The 15,903-nt window shown below is 60.4% G+C and carries 17 protein-coding genes and 1 riboswitch; of the genes, 10 read left to right on the top strand and 7 right to left on the bottom strand.

Annotated elements, in window-relative coordinates:
* The 5 genes from AC30NL_RS01155 to AC30NL_RS01135 all read left to right on the top strand — a co-directional run.
* Positions 1-939 (top strand): leucine-rich repeat domain-containing protein (locus AC30NL_RS01155; protein WP_489462179.1); only part of this gene is annotated, 939 nt, incomplete at its 5' end.
* Between the two features lie 48 nt (positions 940-987).
* Entirely contained in the window at positions 988-1,584 is a 597-nt protein-coding gene (locus AC30NL_RS01150) for a LysR substrate-binding domain-containing protein (protein ID WP_489462178.1), read from the top strand.
* A gap of 248 nt (positions 1,585-1,832) precedes the next feature.
* Complete coding sequence (locus AC30NL_RS01145; protein ID WP_489462177.1) at positions 1,833-2,273, top strand: DUF1810 domain-containing protein; 441 nt, start codon at positions 1,833-1,835, stop codon at positions 2,271-2,273.
* Positions 2,274-2,283: 10 nt separating this feature from the next.
* On the top strand, positions 2,284-2,559 hold the full coding sequence (locus AC30NL_RS01140; protein ID WP_489462176.1) for a DUF2277 domain-containing protein: 276 nt from the start codon (positions 2,284-2,286) through the stop codon (positions 2,557-2,559).
* A gap of 12 nt (positions 2,560-2,571) precedes the next feature.
* Positions 2,572-3,000: a response regulator gene (locus AC30NL_RS01135; protein ID WP_489462175.1), complete on the top strand. Its 429-nt coding sequence runs from the start codon at positions 2,572-2,574 to the stop codon at positions 2,998-3,000.
* A 111-nt stretch (positions 3,001-3,111) separates the two neighbouring features.
* On the opposite strand, the gene AC30NL_RS01130 is transcribed toward AC30NL_RS01135, so the two are convergent.
* Genes AC30NL_RS01130 through AC30NL_RS01110 form a run of 5 tightly spaced genes read right to left on the bottom strand, consistent with a single transcriptional unit; the run spans position 3,112 to position 6,968 of the window.
* The gene (locus tag AC30NL_RS01130) at positions 3,112-3,585 is read right to left on the bottom strand and encodes an ATP-binding protein (RefSeq protein WP_489462174.1); all 474 of its coding nucleotides are present in this window, start codon (positions 3,583-3,585) and stop codon (positions 3,112-3,114) included.
* Complete coding sequence (locus AC30NL_RS01125) at positions 3,582-5,222, bottom strand: ATP-binding protein (protein WP_489462173.1); 1,641 nt, start codon at positions 5,220-5,222, stop codon at positions 3,582-3,584. The genes AC30NL_RS01130 and AC30NL_RS01125 overlap by 4 nt, the downstream gene beginning before the upstream one ends.
* Positions 5,223-5,230: 8 nt before the next feature.
* Positions 5,231-5,632: an anti-sigma regulatory factor gene (locus AC30NL_RS01120; RefSeq protein ID WP_489462172.1), complete on the bottom strand. Its 402-nt coding sequence runs from the start codon at positions 5,630-5,632 to the stop codon at positions 5,231-5,233.
* Entirely contained in the window at positions 5,622-5,993 is a 372-nt protein-coding gene (locus AC30NL_RS01115) for an STAS domain-containing protein (protein WP_489462171.1), read from the bottom strand. Before AC30NL_RS01115 ends, AC30NL_RS01120 begins: the two co-directional genes overlap by 11 nt.
* Positions 5,994-5,996: 3 nt before the next feature.
* Complete coding sequence (locus tag AC30NL_RS01110; RefSeq protein ID WP_489462170.1) at positions 5,997-6,968, bottom strand: protoglobin domain-containing protein; 972 nt, start codon at positions 6,966-6,968, stop codon at positions 5,997-5,999.
* Between the two features lie 484 nt (positions 6,969-7,452).
* On the opposite strand from AC30NL_RS01110, the gene AC30NL_RS01105 reads away from it, so the two are divergent.
* The 4 genes from AC30NL_RS01105 to AC30NL_RS01090 all read left to right on the top strand — a co-directional run bounded on the left by AC30NL_RS01105 (position 7,453) and on the right by AC30NL_RS01090 (position 11,380).
* Positions 7,453-7,716 carry a hypothetical protein gene (locus AC30NL_RS01105; RefSeq protein WP_489462169.1) on the top strand — a complete coding sequence of 88 codons (264 nt, stop codon included), beginning with the start codon at positions 7,453-7,455 and terminating at the stop codon, positions 7,714-7,716.
* 238 nt (positions 7,717-7,954) lie between these two features.
* A riboswitch (cyclic di-GMP riboswitch) is annotated at positions 7,955-8,042 on the top strand.
* Between the two features lie 152 nt (positions 8,043-8,194).
* Positions 8,195-9,202, top strand: a complete 1,008-nt coding sequence (locus AC30NL_RS01100) for a hypothetical protein (protein ID WP_489462168.1) — start codon at positions 8,195-8,197, stop codon at positions 9,200-9,202.
* 24 nt (positions 9,203-9,226) lie between these two features.
* Positions 9,227-10,792: a methyl-accepting chemotaxis protein gene (locus tag AC30NL_RS01095; RefSeq protein WP_489462167.1), complete on the top strand. Its 1,566-nt coding sequence runs from the start codon at positions 9,227-9,229 to the stop codon at positions 10,790-10,792.
* A 342-nt stretch (positions 10,793-11,134) separates the two neighbouring features.
* A complete protein-coding gene (locus tag AC30NL_RS01090) occupies positions 11,135-11,380 on the top strand; it encodes a hypothetical protein (protein ID WP_489462166.1) in 246 nt (81 codons plus the stop codon).
* Positions 11,381-11,460: 80 nt separating this feature from the next.
* Here AC30NL_RS01090 and AC30NL_RS01085 read toward each other — a convergent pair whose 3' ends face one another.
* A complete protein-coding gene (locus AC30NL_RS01085) occupies positions 11,461-11,892 on the bottom strand; it encodes a YciI family protein (protein WP_489462165.1) in 432 nt (143 codons plus the stop codon).
* A gap of 39 nt (positions 11,893-11,931) precedes the next feature.
* A complete protein-coding gene (locus AC30NL_RS01080; RefSeq protein WP_489462164.1) occupies positions 11,932-12,753 on the bottom strand; it encodes a YihY family inner membrane protein in 822 nt (273 codons plus the stop codon).
* A 508-nt stretch (positions 12,754-13,261) separates the two neighbouring features.
* On the opposite strand from AC30NL_RS01080, the gene AC30NL_RS01075 reads away from it, so the two are divergent.
* The gene (locus tag AC30NL_RS01075) at positions 13,262-15,862 is read left to right on the top strand and encodes a hypothetical protein (protein ID WP_489462163.1); all 2,601 of its coding nucleotides are present in this window, start codon (positions 13,262-13,264) and stop codon (positions 15,860-15,862) included.
* The last annotated feature ends 41 nt before the right edge of the window (positions 15,863-15,903 follow it).

Below are 15,903 nucleotides of genomic sequence, written 5' to 3'. Positions count from 1 at the left end.
TCAGGGATTACCGCTGCTGGATTGGCGCATTTGAACAACTTGCCGAGGCTTGAATCGCTCACGCTCCAAGGCTGTGAGATCGGGGATGAAGGTGCGCGGTTGCTCGCCGGGATTACCTCGATCACCTCGCTCGTTCTGACCGACTGCCGCATCGGGGTTGAAGGCGCACGGGCCCTCGCTGACAACACATCGATTACTTCGCTCAATCTGACGCACAGCCACATCGGGGATGCAGGCGCACGGGCCCTAGCCGAGAACACCTCGATCACCTCGCTCAAACTGGGCCAGAACAACATCGGGGCTGCAGGCGCACAGGCCCTCGCTGGCAACACATCGATTGCTTCGCTTAATCTGAGGCACAACAACATCGGGGATGAAGGCGCACGGGCCCTCGCTGGCAAGACCTCGATTACTTCGCTCAACCTGAAGGACAACAACATCGGGGCTGCAGGCGCTGCGGCCCTCGCCGAGAACACCTCGATCACCTCGCTCAATCTGGGCCAGAACAACATCGGGGCTGCAGGCGCACAGGCCCTCGCTGGCAACACATCGATTACTTCGCTCAATCTCAGGCACAACAACATCGGGGCTGCAGGCGTACAGACCCTCGCTCGTAACACCTCGATCACCACGCTCGATCTACGCGGGAACGACATCGGGGATGCAGGCGTACAGGCCCTCGCTCGTAACACCTCGATCACCACGCTCGATCTGAGCGCCAACGCCATCGGGGATGCAGGCGTACAGGCCCTCGCTCGTAACACCTCGATCACCACGCTCGACCTGCGCTACAACAGCATCAGGGCTGCAGACGCATGGGCCCTCGCCGACAACACATCGATTACCACGCTCGACCTGGGCCTGAACAACATCGGGCAGGCGGACAAGACGCAGCTGAAAGCAGCCATGGCTCACATACAGAATCTCACGTTGGAGTGATTCACGCGGCGTTGGCGGAGGCGGGCAATAGCGAGAACGCTGAAGGCCTTGTTCCGCAACGGGCCGCAGGCCCTCACCCTGACCCAGAGTCTGCAAGAGGGGAGCACGACCATTCCCTCCCACTCGTCGCCGAGGCCAGCGTGGACCGCGCGCCCACCGCCCAGGCGGAGTGCAGAAACTCTGGCGCAAAGCACGGTCCCGGAATTTGAAATCGGGAACCAGATACCGGACGGTTGCTTCTCCGCATCAAGGATCATCGCGGCAGCGCCGGAGTACCTGGCGCGCGACGGCACGCCGCTGTCTCCTGCAGATCTGATCGACCACCAATGCCTGGGCTTTACGCATTGGCGCCATCGCGGCGGCTGGCGATTGGGCCGCCCAGACGTCGACGCGCGGCAGGTGCCCATGAGCCGCTTCGAATGCAATCACGGACCGGCATTGCGGATGGCCGCATTGCGTGGCTTCGGCTTGGTGATGCAGCCCCGGATATTGGTAGCCGAAGATGTGGTGGCCGGCCGGCTGGTCCCGGTCCTGGAAGGCTCGCATCCACCCGCCATGCCGGTGCACGTGGTCTGCCCGCGCGACCGGCAGCTGTTGCCCAAGGTCCGGACCTTCATCGACTTCGCTGTGCAGCGCTTTGGCTAGTGTCGCGTCAAGCCTCAAGTGTCGGCTGCTCGCTTGCTCTCGAAGCGCATTGCGGCGTTGCGCCTCCTCGCCATAGTGACGGCTATGACTCGTCGGCGCGCCTTGCACTGCGCTCCGACAGCGGCGCGATCAACCGACACTTGAGGCTTGACGCGACACTAGTCGCCGGAGTGCGGCGCAGATACCGCTTCCCGCGCGGGTACAAAACGCGGAAGAATGTCATCACCGCGTCCGTAAGCTTCACCGCCATGAACGATTCGCACGATCTCCAACGATTTGTAGACGCGCAAGATCCGGTCTACGCCCGCGTGACGGGTGAACTGACTCGGGGCGCGAAAACCACCCACTGGATGTGGTTCATCTTTCCGCAGCTCAAAGGCCTGGGCCGCAGCGACATCGCGCGGCATTACGGCATCGCGTCGGCGGAAGAAGCGGTTGCCTATTGGCGCCACCCTTTGCTCGGTCCTCGACTGAAAGAATGTACGAACCTTGTGCTGGCAGTCGAAGGAAAATCGGCGCGGCAAATCCTGGGGCCGCCCGATGACCTTAAGTTCTGTTCATCGATGACACTATTCGAACGGGTCGCGCCGGAAGAGGCAGTATTTTGTCGATCGATCGAGAAGTATTTCTGCGGCGAGCGCGATGGGCGGACATTGGCGCTGCTGCGAGATGGCGACCTTGTGCGCTGACAAAATCATCATGTGTAGAAACATCAAGACCCTCTTCAATTTCGAGCCGCCCGCCACCGAACTGGAAATTCGGGATGCATCCCTTCAGTTCGTGCGAAAGCTGAGCGGCTTCAACATTCCGTCCAAGGCCAACGAGGCGGCCTTCGAACGCGCAGTCGAAGACGTCGCAGCGGCGGCGCGTGCTCTCATCCAATCCCTTGTGACGACTGCCGATCCGCGTGACCGGGACGTAGAGGCTGCGCGAGCACGAGCACGGTCGGCTGCGAGATTCGGCGCGCGTCAATGACATTGCACGACCATGAGCCCTTCTGCACTGGACGTACTGCTGGTTGAAGACAGTCCCACCACGGCCGAACTGTTCGTTTTCTCTCTCAAGTCCATCAAGTCCGCCGCGACCATTCATGTCGTGCGTGATGGCGTGGAAGCCCTGGATCTATTGCTGGGTGGCGCGACCGAGGATGAAAGCGCTCTGCATGTCTTGCCCCGTCTGGTGTTGCTCGATCTTCATATGCCAAGGGTCAACGGATTCGAAGTGCTGCAGCATCTGCGTGCCAATGAGCGAACGCGTCGTCTTCCGGTCGTTGTCTACAGTTCTTCCGATCAGGAATCAGACCGCCGAGAAGTGTTTCGGCTCGGTGCCGACGGGTACATTCGCAAGCCCGCAGGCTACAAAGACTTTCGCGAAACCGTTGCTCAGCTTGAACGTGACTGGCTACGAGCGGAGTGACTCGGAGGCTGAGAGTATTTCGATCATGCCCGCTCATCACGCCAAAAGACCCCTGCTCGTCGTTGCAAAGGCTCGCCATAGCACGAGCTATGGCTGCGCTTTGCGCCTAGATCAGGCGCCTTTTGACGTGCTGCTCGGACACGCTCGAAATACTCTCAGCCTCTCGGTCGCGGCCCACTTCCTCAAAGTGATCGTCGTTCCGGCATCCACGGTCGATTCGATTTCAAACTCGTCCACCAGCCGTCGCGCGCCGGCCAGGCCATAGCCCAGTCCACCCTTTGTCGAAAAGCCATCTTGCATTGCCTGCTCGATGCTCGGGATGCCGGGCCCGCTGTCGTGTGCAATCACGATCACTCCGCACCTGGGTGCCTGCCCAAGCGCACCGAAGAGCACTTCACCCCCGCCGGCGTGAACCACAATGTTCCGGGCCACCTCGGTGACTGCGGTCGCCAGTGATTCGGTCTCGGCCCCGGAGAGTCCCTGCCGTGCGGCCAGTTCCCGGGCGCGTCGCCGCACGACAACCACGTCGGAGTCATCGGTGACTTGTACGCGGGCCTGAATCCCGTGGGGACAGAGATCCGTCATGGGTTGTGTCCGCCCCCGAGTGTGAAGTAGAAGGTCGCGCCGACACCGATCTTGCCTTCGGCCCAGATGCGACCTTCATGCCGCTGGATCACACGCTGCACGATCGCCAAGCCGATTCCGGTGCCTTCGAATTCGCTCGCAGCGTGAAGGCGCTGAAAGGTCGAAAAGAGCTTTCCAGCATAGGCCATGTCGAAACCCGCACCATTGTCCCGAACGAAATACGTCGTCTGGCCATCGCGCCGCTCACAGTCAAAAGTGATCTCTGCACGTGGGCGTTTGGAGCTGAATTTCCATGCATTACTGAGAAGGTTTTCCAGCAGCACGGACAGCAGCCCCCTATCGCCAATGGCGTGCATGCCGTCCGTGATGATGAAGTCGCCAAGGCGCTCAGGCGACTTCGCCTGCAAACGTACAGCGATGCCGCGAGCGAGCGCAGTCAGGTCCACGTTGGCATGCTGAATCTCGGTGAGCTTGACGCGCGCGAGAGACAAGAGGTCGTCGATGAGCACCGACATGCGCTTTGCGGCCTCGCAGATATTGAGCAGATACTTCTTCCCCTCGTCATTGAGCGCGTCCGAATAATCTTCGAGGAGGATGTGGCTGAATCCATCGATGCTCAGGAGCGGCGAACGCAGATCGTGGGAGACCGAGTAGCTGAATGACTCCAACTCGCGGTTGGCGTATTCCACCGCCTCTTTCTGCTCGCGCAGCGTTTCATTGAGGCGCTGCAACTGTTCGTTGGCCCCACGGTAACAGCGAAACGACATTTCGAACGGCGAGAGAAGTTCTCTGAAAAAGTCCGCCGCGGCACTTGCGAGCCGCGATGGGTCAGTCGCCTGTGTGGACAACACGAGCGTTTCCAGGCCCATATGGTGAACGGCGGCCACGTCGAGCACACCCAATCCTTCCACCATGGCGCGACGCCCAAGTTCATAGGCGTGACTCAGCGCAGACTCGTCTCCCGCGACGAGGTAGGCTTCGAGAGCACCCGTGTACTCCTGCGCAAAATTCTTGAGCAGCTCATTCATGGACCGCTTCTCAGATAGCGGACGACCACAACATGCGCGTCGTCGGTTCCCTTCGCAAAGCGAGCGAGGATGGACTCTGCAAGCAACTTCCTGCGGGCCGTGCTCGATTGCAAATCCCGCGGTGAAACCGCTTTTGATCCCATCGGTCGCCATGATCAGCGTGTCGCCGGAAGAAACTTGAAGCGTGTTGGCATGAAGCGGCGGAAGTCGGTAACCAACGACGCCGCCACGCAGCGCGATGGCGTCGCTCGGGTATCCGGGCCTGCCGTTGACGCGAAGCAAAATGCCTTCCACATTGCCGACGCCCGTCCAGGTCATCGACGAGGTGCGCGAATCAAATGAGGCGAGGCTCATTGCCACGCCCCGGGTCTTGCGCAGGCCATCGTGGCAGCGCTGAAGAATCGTGAGCGGCGGGTCGCTCGCGCAGGATTCGAGTATCGGAACGGCTGCGGCTGCCGCAGCAGCGGCCTCGGGTCCATGCCCCAGCCCGTCGAGAAGTGCGACCAGCGCGCCGCCTGGGAACGTGACAACGAAGTGGAGATCGCCTGATTCGAATTCGAGTGCACTGCCGGCCCAGCCCCACTCGATGATTCCCGATTCCTCAGACATGGCACTGCTCATCGAAGCCATTTCGTCATCGAGATGATGGTGCCCTTGCCAAGAACCGAAGTCAGCTCGAAGTCATCCATCACACGCTTTGCACCGGGAAGCCCCATGCCCAGGCTCTTGGCGGTCGAATAGCCATCCCGCATTGCCAGGTCGATATCGGCAATACCCGGGCCCGCATCCCGAGCAACCACCTGGACGCCGAGCCGTCCGTTGTCGTCAAGGCAGCTCAGGCTGAGCGTGCCGCGCTGCGCGTAGGTGACGATGTTTCGTGCGATTTCGGAAATCGCCAAGGCAATCATCGTTTGCTCGGTGCTCGAAAACCCCGTCGCAGCAGCCATTTCACGTCCTCTCTGACGGGCGGTGACGATGTCCGTCTCGCGTTCGATCAAGACCGTGATCTCATCGGACACGGGAACCCTCTTTCGAGATCCTGGCGAGGTCTGCGAGTGCCTCCTCGAGGTCAAGTGCCGTCGCGACCCCGTCCAGTGACAGGCCGAGCTGCACCATGGCAAACGCAACGTCGGGTTGGATGCCAACCACCACTGTGTTCGCACCTCGCAGCTTCGCGGTATAGGCGATCGACCTGAGAGTGCGTGTCGCGAACGAATCGATGACATCGAGCGCCGTCACGTCGATGACAACACCGCGACTGCGCTGCCGCCCGACCTGGCCTGCCAAGTCGTCCCGCAGCTGGGTGAGATCCTGATCCGAGAGTGCGGACTGAATCGAAGCGATGAGCACATCACCCTGCTTGAGGATCGGAACGGCCATGGTTCACGCCGCTGCGACCGTCGCGGCAGCACTCGAGTCCGTTAGGAAAGCACGCGATGCAAGGAGACGCTCTGCCTCTTCCAGACCGCCTTGGAGATCCCCCACAGTGTTCAGCTTGGACAGTTCAAGACCCAGTGTGACGAGAGATTGCGCCACCTCCGCGGTGAGTCCGGTCACTATCACGAGTGCGCCCATGAGCCGCGCCGCAGCCACCGTTTGCAAAAGGTGATTCGCCACTTTCGAGTCGATGCTTGCCACTCCCGTGACATCCATGACCACCACCTTCGCTCGGTTTGTGCGTATCGCAAGCAGCAGACTTTCAGTGATGAGACGGGCACGCTGCGTGTCGATGATGCCGATGATAGGAAGTAGCAGAAGACGCTCGCGGATCTGGAGGACTGGCGTCGAGAGTTCCCGGATCGCCTCCTGCTGCTGGCGGATGACGCGTTCGCGCTCGAAGACGATGGTGTCGACGATGATGCCGATGTCAAAGAAGGCAACCTTCTTGAGGGACATGAAACTTTCGAATCCCTCCATCGGCACTCGCTCGAATTGCTTCATGACCGCGCTCCCGACCTGCTTGAGCAACTGGAGGAAAGCGCCGAGGAAAACTCGCGCCTCAAGCCCCGCCCTGGCGTACAGAGCGCCGAGTTCGAGACGCTGTTCGACATATCTTGTCCCGTAGTCGCCTTGGACCATCGCCACCAGGTGCTCTCTCTTGAGCTGGCGTGCCCTCTGCGCCATGGCGCGACTGGCAAGCAGGGGTCGGGCTTCATCCAAACCGGCGAGGTGATTGAAGAACGTCTCCACATAGTCTTCGGTATGCGGCGTGATGAGATCCTTGATCGCCGCAATACGGACCAGGTCAGGCTGTTCAAGCTTGACGATGCGCTTTCGTCGTTCGATAGCCGCGTCGTTGAGCCCCATCTCGCGCAGGAGCGTTGGCGACGCGCCCGACTGAGTCTGGTCGTTCATTTTTTTCCTCCTTGAGGGTTCGGCCAGTGTCAAAGGCTGAGAGTTTTTCGAGCGTGTCCGAGCAGCGCGTCAAAAGGCACCTGATCTAGGCGCAAAGCACAGCCCCGGGCTATGGCGAGCATTTGCAACGACGAGCAGGAGTCTTTTGGCGTGATGAGCGGGCATGATCGAAATACTCTCAGCCTCTCAGCCTTGAACCCGTGCGGAAAATCTACTCCGAATCGGACATCTCACCTAGTGACGGAGCCTGTAGACCGCGTCACCGCTATTGATCAAGGCTTGACTTGTGATGGATCATGTGCCATTTCGCCCGTCGAGGTTGGATGCCCACCCTCCTCTACGCACCGTGTCCGACAGCCCTGTCTACCTGGATGCCTTGAAGATGGCCTTTTGAGTTACGAGCCAGAGTGCCTTGCGTCCCTGTGCGACGGGCACACCCATCACATCTGTAATCATTCATACCCCTGTAGTTGTATCGGAAGATATGGAACACATTTTTACGAGCCAAGAACACGAGACCGGATGGGTCAAGCCAACAAGAAGCCGAACGCTTGCGGAGCTGCTGCAGCTGATAGCAGACAAGCGAGCCGAGCTTGCGCTTCTTGAAGCTGAAGCTGCATCTTTGCAGCACCATGCCAAGCTCGAAGCGATTGCGAAGGTCCGCAACATCATGCGGGCGCATCAGCTATCGCTGGAGGATATTGGCGAGGAATCCGCCAGTGGATCTCGAAAAAGGAAAATGAGCTGAAAGGCTGAGGCGCCTGATCCAGGCGCAAAGCGCAGCCATAGCTCATGCTATGGCGAGCATTTGCAACGACGAGCAGGGGCCTTTGGGCGTGATGAGCGGGCATGATCGGCACCTTCCCAGCCCTTTGCCTTGTCCAATCCGTACCTCAACTGCTCATTGGTTCACGAACCACAACGGCCCGCGCTCAAGCACCTCTCTTTCGCGCCGAAAAGCCATGCATGGACGCTTGACCGCGTCCTGTTGACAAAGGCACACCCGTACGAAAGTCGGGGTCGCAAAGCTTCCGGTCTAACGCTTCACGGAGCCATGACAGCGGGGTTGCCACAGAACCAGGCGAGGAAAATCGTTTTCCCCACCCGGCTGCTTCGACATTGCGTCGAAGACGGCAGCCCCGCGCGTTCCGTTTCTCGTTTCCGATCTTGCGACCCACTCCTTTCGAGCGGGTGCACACACGGCATAGCCCAAGATCGGAAATTTCATGGGATACATCGACCGTTTCATCCACAACAGCGGCCTCGACATCGCGGAGAGCTTTGACGCAGCGCCTGATTCGGCCCTCAATTACGCCCACCGCCGCCCCACCTGGACGCAAGCCGAGGTGGTGGCGCTCATGGAAGCGCTGTATCCGCCGCCGACCGAGATGCCGGGCGATCAGGCCGTGCTGCGGCAGCAACTGTCCTCGGCCTTTCTGGCCGGCGCGGCTGAGTCTTGTGACGAGCTGCTGCTCAGGCCGCCGCGCTCGCTGGTCATGGCTGCCAGCAAGGCGGCTCGAACGCTGCTCAAGAACCGGGCAGCCCACCAGCACGGGCGCCTCTGGCACGCGTTCATGGCGGGCTCTCACGCTGGACGTGCAACAGCAGGTTTCGACGCGACTGATGGCTGGAAGCCCGCACCTTCCATGCGCTTGCACGGCGCAATTCCCGAGGCTGCGCGCGGCCGGTCGTCGTCGGCAGCTGACATCACCTCGCTCAGGCTCTTCGTTCGGCAGCCATTGACCGAATCCGGCGAATCACAGCAAGCCTTGATCGCGGCGGTACTGGAAAGAATCAATGCACACGACGGCGCGCCGCATTCTTTCCGCTATCTGACGGGCCAAAAGGCAGAGAGCGCAGATACCTTCAGGCAATCGTTCGAGTCCGAGACGGGCCTGGCCTTCGAGCCGCGGGCGTTTCGGACCTACCGCCTGAACCTGCTGGCTCAGGCCGATGCCTTCATCAACATCCGCGTCGGCATGAGCGAGAGCAGCGCATTCGAACTCTCGTACCACGTGTTCCGGGGCGCCTGCACACCGGTGCTCTTCCTGGTGTGGAAACACAGCCCCATCAAGACGACGCTGCTCAAGGACCTCGGCAACCTGTGCGATGTGACCTACCTCGAGTTCGAGCATGCCGACGATCTTTGCGAGGGAATCGGCAAGTTCTTTCTCCGGTGCAGGAGCCAGGCGACGAGTCCCATGAGGACGAGCATGCGCCCGTCCCAAACCTGATCAACATTCAAGGGAGTTCACGACATGCTTGCAAACATCAAGATCAAGACATTGATCATCTCGGTTCTGAGCTTGCTCATGATCCTCGTCGCGACGGTCGGCGCGCTGGGCTTGTACGGCACGGCACACACGCGCCAAGCCTTTAGAGACATCTCGCTTCGAGACGCGAAATCCGAGACCGTCTTTGCGCAGATCAAGTTGCTGATGGAAACCAACCGGAGCCAGGTCCTGCAGGCCCTGCAGCACAACCCGAATTTTGACTGGGCGAAGCTGCACGACCATGCGTTGGACATCCATTTCACGGCCATCACCAAGTCGTCTGCCGGCATCATGCAGTTGTGGGAGCAGTACCACGCGGCCATCGACTCCGAGGAAGAAAGGCGGCTCGCCGATGCTTGGTTCGAGAAGAGCACAGGCCTCGGCGTCAAGGCCATCTCCGATGCCTCGGCCGCCATCAAGGCGGGCAAGTGGGACAGCGCCGAGCAAGTTCTGATCTCCACCATCAACCCGAGCTACCGCGTCGGGGCCGCAGCATCTGCGGAGCTGTCGGATTTTCTGTCGCAGCGGGGCAAGGCCAACGGCCTGGCCGTCGAGAACCGCATCACTAACATGAGCTATCTGCTGGCTGGCGCCGTCGTTCTGTCGCTCCTGCTCGCGGTGGGCACAACGGTGGTGTTGATCCGCGGCATCACGACACCTTTGAACCAGGCGATCGGCATCGCCCGCCGCGTGGCCGGCGGCGACCTCGGCTCGCACATCGACATCACAAGCACCAACGAGCTCGGTGAACTGCTGCGTGCCCTCAAGATGATGAACGAGAGCCTCGTGTCGGTGGTGGCAGGTGTGCGCCAGAGCAGCGACAGCATCGCGACAGGGTCGAGCCAGATCGCGGCTGGCAATGCCGATCTGTCGCAGCGCACCGAGAAACAAGCGGCCAACCTGCAGCAGACAGCTGCGTCGATGGAGCAGTTGACGTCCACTGTGAAGACCAATGCGCAGACTGCGTCTCAGGCCGAGCAGCTCGCCAAATCGGCGAGCGACGTGGCGTCTCAAGGCGGCGTCACCGTGGGGCACGTGGTGGCCACCATGGAGCAGATCAGCACATCAAGCAAAAGGATCAGCGACATCATCGGCGTCATCGACGGCATCGCATTCCAGACCAACATACTCGCGCTGAACGCTGCAGTCGAAGCCGCACGAGCCGGCGAACAGGGGCGTGGTTTTGCTGTGGTTGCCGCCGAGGTGCGCAGCCTCGCACAACGAAGCGCCCAGGCAGCCAAGGAAATCAAGACGCTGATCGGCGACAGCGTCCAGAAGGTCGACATCGGCAGCAAGCAGGTGAACGAGGCGGGCCGCACGATGAGCGCCATCGTGCTGCAGGTCAAGAGCGTGAGTGATCTCATCGCCACGATCAGCTCGGCAACTCTCGAGCAGACGGCGGGCATCACGCAGGTAAGCGGCGCGGTGAATCAGTTGGACCAGGTAACGCAGCAGAACGCGGCGCTGGTAGAGGAGTCAGCGGCAGCCGCTGAGAGCTTGCAGCTGCAAGCGGCGAAGCTGGTCGATGCAGTGGCGATTTTCAAACTCTGATCGGGAAAAGCGACTTTCAAATTCCCTCAAGTCGCTTGGAGTCAATCCGGGCCATCGCATTACTTTCTCTGGGGTCCCTCTGGGTGGTTGGGGTGAGGGCGACGGCGGTGGTGAAATGGGCGGCCTTGAATATCAACGGCGGCAGCCCTCACCCCAACCCTCTCCCGGAGGGAGAGAGAGCGAATACAGGGAGGTGCTCGTCGGTAGTGCGATTCGCAGCGTCGTTACTCGAGCAGTGTTCATCAGCCTCGGACGCTTCGAACGTCTTCCAACCTTGCAAGTTCCACGGCGAACTTCGCTGCCGGATCGAAGATCAAATGTGTAGCAGCAAGCGAGGAAGTCATGTCACCGAACAAGCAAATCGCCAAAGGCATCGGAGGTTGTGTTCTGGTGCCGAGTGCTGAAACATACCGGCTCAAGAGTGGAGCTTGGACGCACCACGTTGCCGTGACGGTGTCGCTGTTGCGTGCTGAGCCTGGTCTGCGACAGTTGTCCGAGGACATACCCATCGTCTGCGAAGAAGCCGCCGCACAGGGCTACAGACTGGTTCGCAGATACGACGACGCTGTCATATACCGTCTCGCGTAACCTCGAGCCATTCGGCAACCGGGAGTCTGGCTGCCTCGCATGCGGAGCAAGCCATCCGCATGCAAAGCGCAAGCCAGCTGTCACCGCTTCCCAGCGTCTTCGACCTTAGCGCGCAGGCGATCTTCCTGGGCACGCAGTTCGGGCGTGAACTCGGCGCCGAAATCGTCGGCCTCGAACACCGGGCGAATTTCGATGTCGGAGTCGCCTTCCATGGGGTTGGGGCACCGCCTGACCCATTCGACGGCCTCCTCCATCGACTTGACTTGCCACAGCCAGAACCCGGCGATGAGTTCCTTGGTCTCTGGGAACGGCCCATCGATCACGGTTCGCTGGCTGCCTGAGAACCGCACCCGTTTGCCCTTGGAACTCGGGTGCAGGCCCTCGCCCGCGAGCATCACGCCCGCCTTGACAAGTTCCTCGTTGAAGTTGCCCATTGCCGCAAGCAGTTCCGTGCTTGGCATCTTGCCGGCCTCGGACTGGCTGGTCGCCTTCACTATTACCATGACACGCATCTTCATTTCTCCTTTGAAAAAGTTTCTCGCACGCACCATTCACGGTGACGCTGCTGCGCGTCGATGACGATGGGAGCGCCCCAGGTTGGCGGTGATGAGTGCCGCAGTCAGCGTGACGAGCCACGAAAAATACATCCACAACAAGAAAACGGGGAATGCCGCAAACGCTCCATACACCGCCTTGTAGGTCGGCACCTTGAGCACGTAAGCCGCGAAGCCGCGCTTGCCGACCTCGAAGGCGATGCTGGCGAGAAGACCGCCTGCGATCGCATTTCGCCGCCGCACCTTGGTATTCGGCACAAAGTAGAACATCGCGGCCAAGCCGCCGGCGCTGAGCATCACCGGCCCCAAGGTCAGCACGAACTTGACCGATGGCGGTACGGCTCCGATCACGCCCATGGACGCGCTCAGCACATACGAGGTCGCCCAAAGACTCGCTCCAAGAACAGGCGGTCCTATGGCCAGCATCAACAGATACAGGCCCACCCGCTTGAAAATCGGACGCCCCTTCCTCACTCCCCAGATCTGGTTGAGTGCGTTTTCAATCGTGAGCAGCATGGCCACTGCCGTCACCAGCACGAACAGCGAGCCCAGCACGGTCAAGCCATTTGCGTTCTCGGCGAACTGACTCAGATATTTCAGTACCGTCCGCGCAATGTCTGCCGGAAGCAGGCTCTGCAACAGCACGTCTTCGATCGCCTTCTCGAATCGTTTGAAGATTGGAAATCGCGTGAACAGCGCAAAGCTCACGGCCAGAAATGGCACCATGGACAGCAAGGTCGTGAAAGTCAGGCTGCCGGCAACCTGTGGCAGGCGTTCCTCCCTCGCGCGGTGAATGGTGAGTCGAGCCAGGCTGAACATGCGTCAATCAAAAAGTGGATCAGCCATTGTGCCGGAGCCGTGCTGGCGGCTTTCCTTCATGTGACATTCGTTTGCCACGCCGCCGCCTGAACTTCTCTAGTCAAAGTTCGGTCTAGGTTCCGCTTGACACCCGACAAGACTCTTCGCGCAGTGGTTCAGGACTTCGCATCCATGAACACCCCAAAGGCGGGCGTGAAAGATGATGCGCAACCAAAGAAGAGCTTCCGCAGCAAGCGTCCGACACCGCACGTACTACGACATGAAAATCTATCAATCGACCAATGCCCACGTTTCTGACGCCGCCAACACTGCAGATGACATCGGCGCGTCAACTTCACGTTCGCCGCTGCGTACCAATTCGCCGGCCCCACGCTCTTTCGCAGAAACCGGAGGCCTCGCGCGACGCCGCTCATCAATCGACGTCAGCGGCACGAGCGTCTTGGCGCCACGAACGAAACTGCTTGGGGTGCCCGAGCGTGGCCTGACCGACCTTCCGCAGCATCTCCAGTTGGCCATCGCCGATCGCGCCGAGACGGGCGCCATCCCCTTGGCGATGACCAGCAAGGCAATGCTTGAATCGACCTCATCCATGGCCGCCAAAGCATTCCTGATGAAGCGCTTGGAAGAGTCTGCCGAAGCGCAGATCGTGCGAGACGTTTTGCACCAAGCGTCGCGCAGCATGCCTGATTTAGATGCCGGGATGTTAGATGCCGGGATGCGCAGTGAAATCCTGCGAGGCGTCGCCCAGCGTATTCTGTGGACTGAAAAGGACCAGCAAGACCTTCTCCTGGATGAGTTCTTGATGACCATTCGAGGCCTCGAACCTCGGGAGCGGACAGATGCGCTCACGGCGCTGGCCCGTGTGGGTCTGGAGCGAGGCCCACAAGGTCTGTCTCGTTTCGAGAAAATTCTCGAGGCGATCAATGACGAGAGCCTGGCGCGAAGAGCGGCCCCTCTGGCGGCGCTGGTTGAGTCGCTGGCCGACGGGCTGGCGCCGACTGAGATCGCTGATGGGGTGGCCCCAGAGGAGGAACCATGGGCGGAGCCCTCTGAGATCGGTTCTGACGATGCGGATGTCTCAAGCTTGGGCTCGGAGCTAGACGAGGATCAGGACTTGGGACCGGAGGTAGATCAACACTTGGGGCCGGAGGTGGAGCAGCACTTGGTGGAGCAGCACTTGGGGCTGGCGGTAGGGCAGCATTTCGAGCCGGATCTGCACCTTGAGCCTGAGGCGGCTCTGCCGCCGGAGGCTGAGCCCGCTGCCACGTCTCACTTGATTGAGATCTACACGCGCTTGCAGGAATCGCTAGAGGCCCTCGGCGGACGGGCTGATGCCGCCAAGCCTCTGTCCGTGTTGGCCAAAAGTTTGCGTCTCCTGGGCCTGCGCGACCAACAGCAATTTGAGGCATTTGATTTCATTGCGCGCGAGGTCGAGCGGCTTCCCGAGAACGTTCGACGCTCTGCGCTAGAAGAGCTCGCCAAGCTGGTCCCCGAACTGGCAGGAAATTACTTGCGCGGCTTTCGTCAAGTCGCGGCGGCATTACAGAAGCTTGGGCCTGAACATGCAGGCGCTGCGCTTGAAATCCTTATCGAGGGAAGTTTGAGTTCCTACACCTTGGATCCCATTTCTCGACTCGTCGAGCAGATGCCCCCCGGACCGCGCGCATCGATGCTGGCCAATCTCGTGCGTCACATCGAGCCGCATCAAAAGTCCGAAAGAGTGCAGTTGCGCGCCCTGGTGCTGCAAGCCATCGAACGACTCCCCGACGAGTTCCGGGGCATTGTGCTTGCGACGCCGCCTTTGACGGATGGCCAGCCCGCCATCGACGAGCAACGGTTCGATGACATCACGAGCATGGTCGGGCGACTGCCTGCTGAGCATCGCGCGGAGGCACTGGCAGCGCACGCTTCGGGGATCGCCAATCTGGCGGAAGACAAGAGGCAGCCTCGGCTCGACCACCTGCTCACGTTATGCGAGCAAGTCCCTGCGCACAAGCAAGGCAAACCGCTGTCAAAGGTGATCCGGAATATTAAAACCCTGCCGGATGCGCAGAGTCGCGATCACCTGTGGAAGAAGGCGATGCATACGACTGGACAGACCTCGCCCGAAGGCCGGGCCGAGTGCATCGCCGAGCTTGCCAATCAGATCCTTAACCTGTCGCCTCCCCTGCGCGAGGAGGCCCTCGAAACTCTCTCGCGTGCCGCAGAAGCATTGCCACAGAAGCATTGGAGACACCCCGTCCATGCGATTGCCAAGGCCATCAGCGAGCTCCCAACTGAAGCACGCCACGAAGCGTTCAACAGGACGCTGGGTATGCTGGGTGAGGTCCCGGCAGACGATCGCGTCTTCCTTCTCGCAACGCTTGTCCACACTGCCACTCAACTGCCTGAAGTTCCCACATCCAAAGGCCGTCCGGGCAGCGGTCCAGCGAGGGCATTCGACGCGCTTCTGCAGTCGATCGACGTTCTTTCGGACACGGACCGCACCTATACCTTGGGAATCCTCACGCGTGCTCAGGGTGATGTGGTCGAAAAGGGACAGGTGGTGGACCACATTTTCGAGGCAATCAATGGTCTTCCGGTTGAAAAACGCGGCCGCCTGCTCACCTCGCTACTTGACACTCTCGAGTGGAGTTCTGGCGACGTCATGAATCGACAGCTCGGACAAGCATTCTCCATACTCGACGAGTTGCCCGAGCATGATCTCGGTGCTGCCCTCGGAACACTTGCTGCGCGCCTGCCAGTAGAACTGCTCGCCCCTGAAGTGCGAGCGCATGCAATCCCGCATCTGCTCGGACTTGCCGAGCGCGTTCCACGCCGCGACATGGAACTTCCCTTGATAGCTCTTGCAACGATTCTGCGCAACATCCCAGAGCCTCGACAGATGCAGCAAGCGTTCGATCACCTCCTTGAGATGACCCGCGAGCGTGCGGATGATCTCCCGAACGAGTCAATTGGGGCTTTGCTCGCGGAGTTGGCCCTGCATATTCAGGCGTTGCCGGATCGCCAGCAAATTAGTTCTGCATGGAAGGGCATCCGGTCTCTGTTATTGCTTCGTCAGAAGAATCTGTGGGCGAGTTTTGGCTCGGGAAGCTTGCCGAGCACGTGATACAGGGAGAGTTCGGCGATTTGGAAGGTCCGATAGCCGTA

The organism is Rhizobacter sp., assembly GCA_021153565.1.
Classification (GTDB): Bacteria; Pseudomonadota; Gammaproteobacteria; order Burkholderiales; family Burkholderiaceae_C; genus Albitalea.
This window is presented reverse-complemented; position numbering and strand designations above follow the sequence as displayed.

Bases quoted from the DNA above. Each gene is read 5' to 3' on its own strand.
- AC30NL_RS01145 (WP_489462177.1), top strand. From the start codon at position 1,833: ATGAACGATTCGCACGATCTCCAACGATTTGTAGACGCGCAAGATCCG.
- AC30NL_RS01140 (WP_489462176.1), top strand. From the start codon at position 2,284: ATGTGTAGAAACATCAAGACCCTCTTCAATTTCGAGCCGCCCGCCACC.
- AC30NL_RS01135 (WP_489462175.1), top strand. From the start codon at position 2,572: ATGAGCCCTTCTGCACTGGACGTACTGCTGGTTGAAGACAGTCCCACC.
- AC30NL_RS01130 (WP_489462174.1), bottom strand. From the start codon at position 3,585: ATGACGGATCTCTGTCCCCACGGGATTCAGGCCCGCGTACAAGTCACC.
- AC30NL_RS01125 (WP_489462173.1), bottom strand. From the start codon at position 5,222: ATGTCTGAGGAATCGGGAATCATCGAGTGGGGCTGGGCCGGCAGTGCA.
- AC30NL_RS01115 (WP_489462171.1), bottom strand. From the start codon at position 5,993: ATGGCCGTTCCGATCCTCAAGCAGGGTGATGTGCTCATCGCTTCGATT.
- AC30NL_RS01110 (WP_489462170.1), bottom strand. From the start codon at position 6,968: ATGAACGACCAGACTCAGTCGGGCGCGTCGCCAACGCTCCTGCGCGAG.
- AC30NL_RS01105 (WP_489462169.1), top strand. From the start codon at position 7,453: ATGGAACACATTTTTACGAGCCAAGAACACGAGACCGGATGGGTCAAG.
- AC30NL_RS01100 (WP_489462168.1), top strand. From the start codon at position 8,195: ATGGGATACATCGACCGTTTCATCCACAACAGCGGCCTCGACATCGCG.
- AC30NL_RS01095 (WP_489462167.1), top strand. From the start codon at position 9,227: ATGCTTGCAAACATCAAGATCAAGACATTGATCATCTCGGTTCTGAGC.
- AC30NL_RS01090 (WP_489462166.1), top strand. From the start codon at position 11,135: ATGTCACCGAACAAGCAAATCGCCAAAGGCATCGGAGGTTGTGTTCTG.
- AC30NL_RS01085 (WP_489462165.1), bottom strand. From the start codon at position 11,892: ATGCGTGTCATGGTAATAGTGAAGGCGACCAGCCAGTCCGAGGCCGGC.
- AC30NL_RS01080 (WP_489462164.1), bottom strand. From the start codon at position 12,753: ATGTTCAGCCTGGCTCGACTCACCATTCACCGCGCGAGGGAGGAACGC.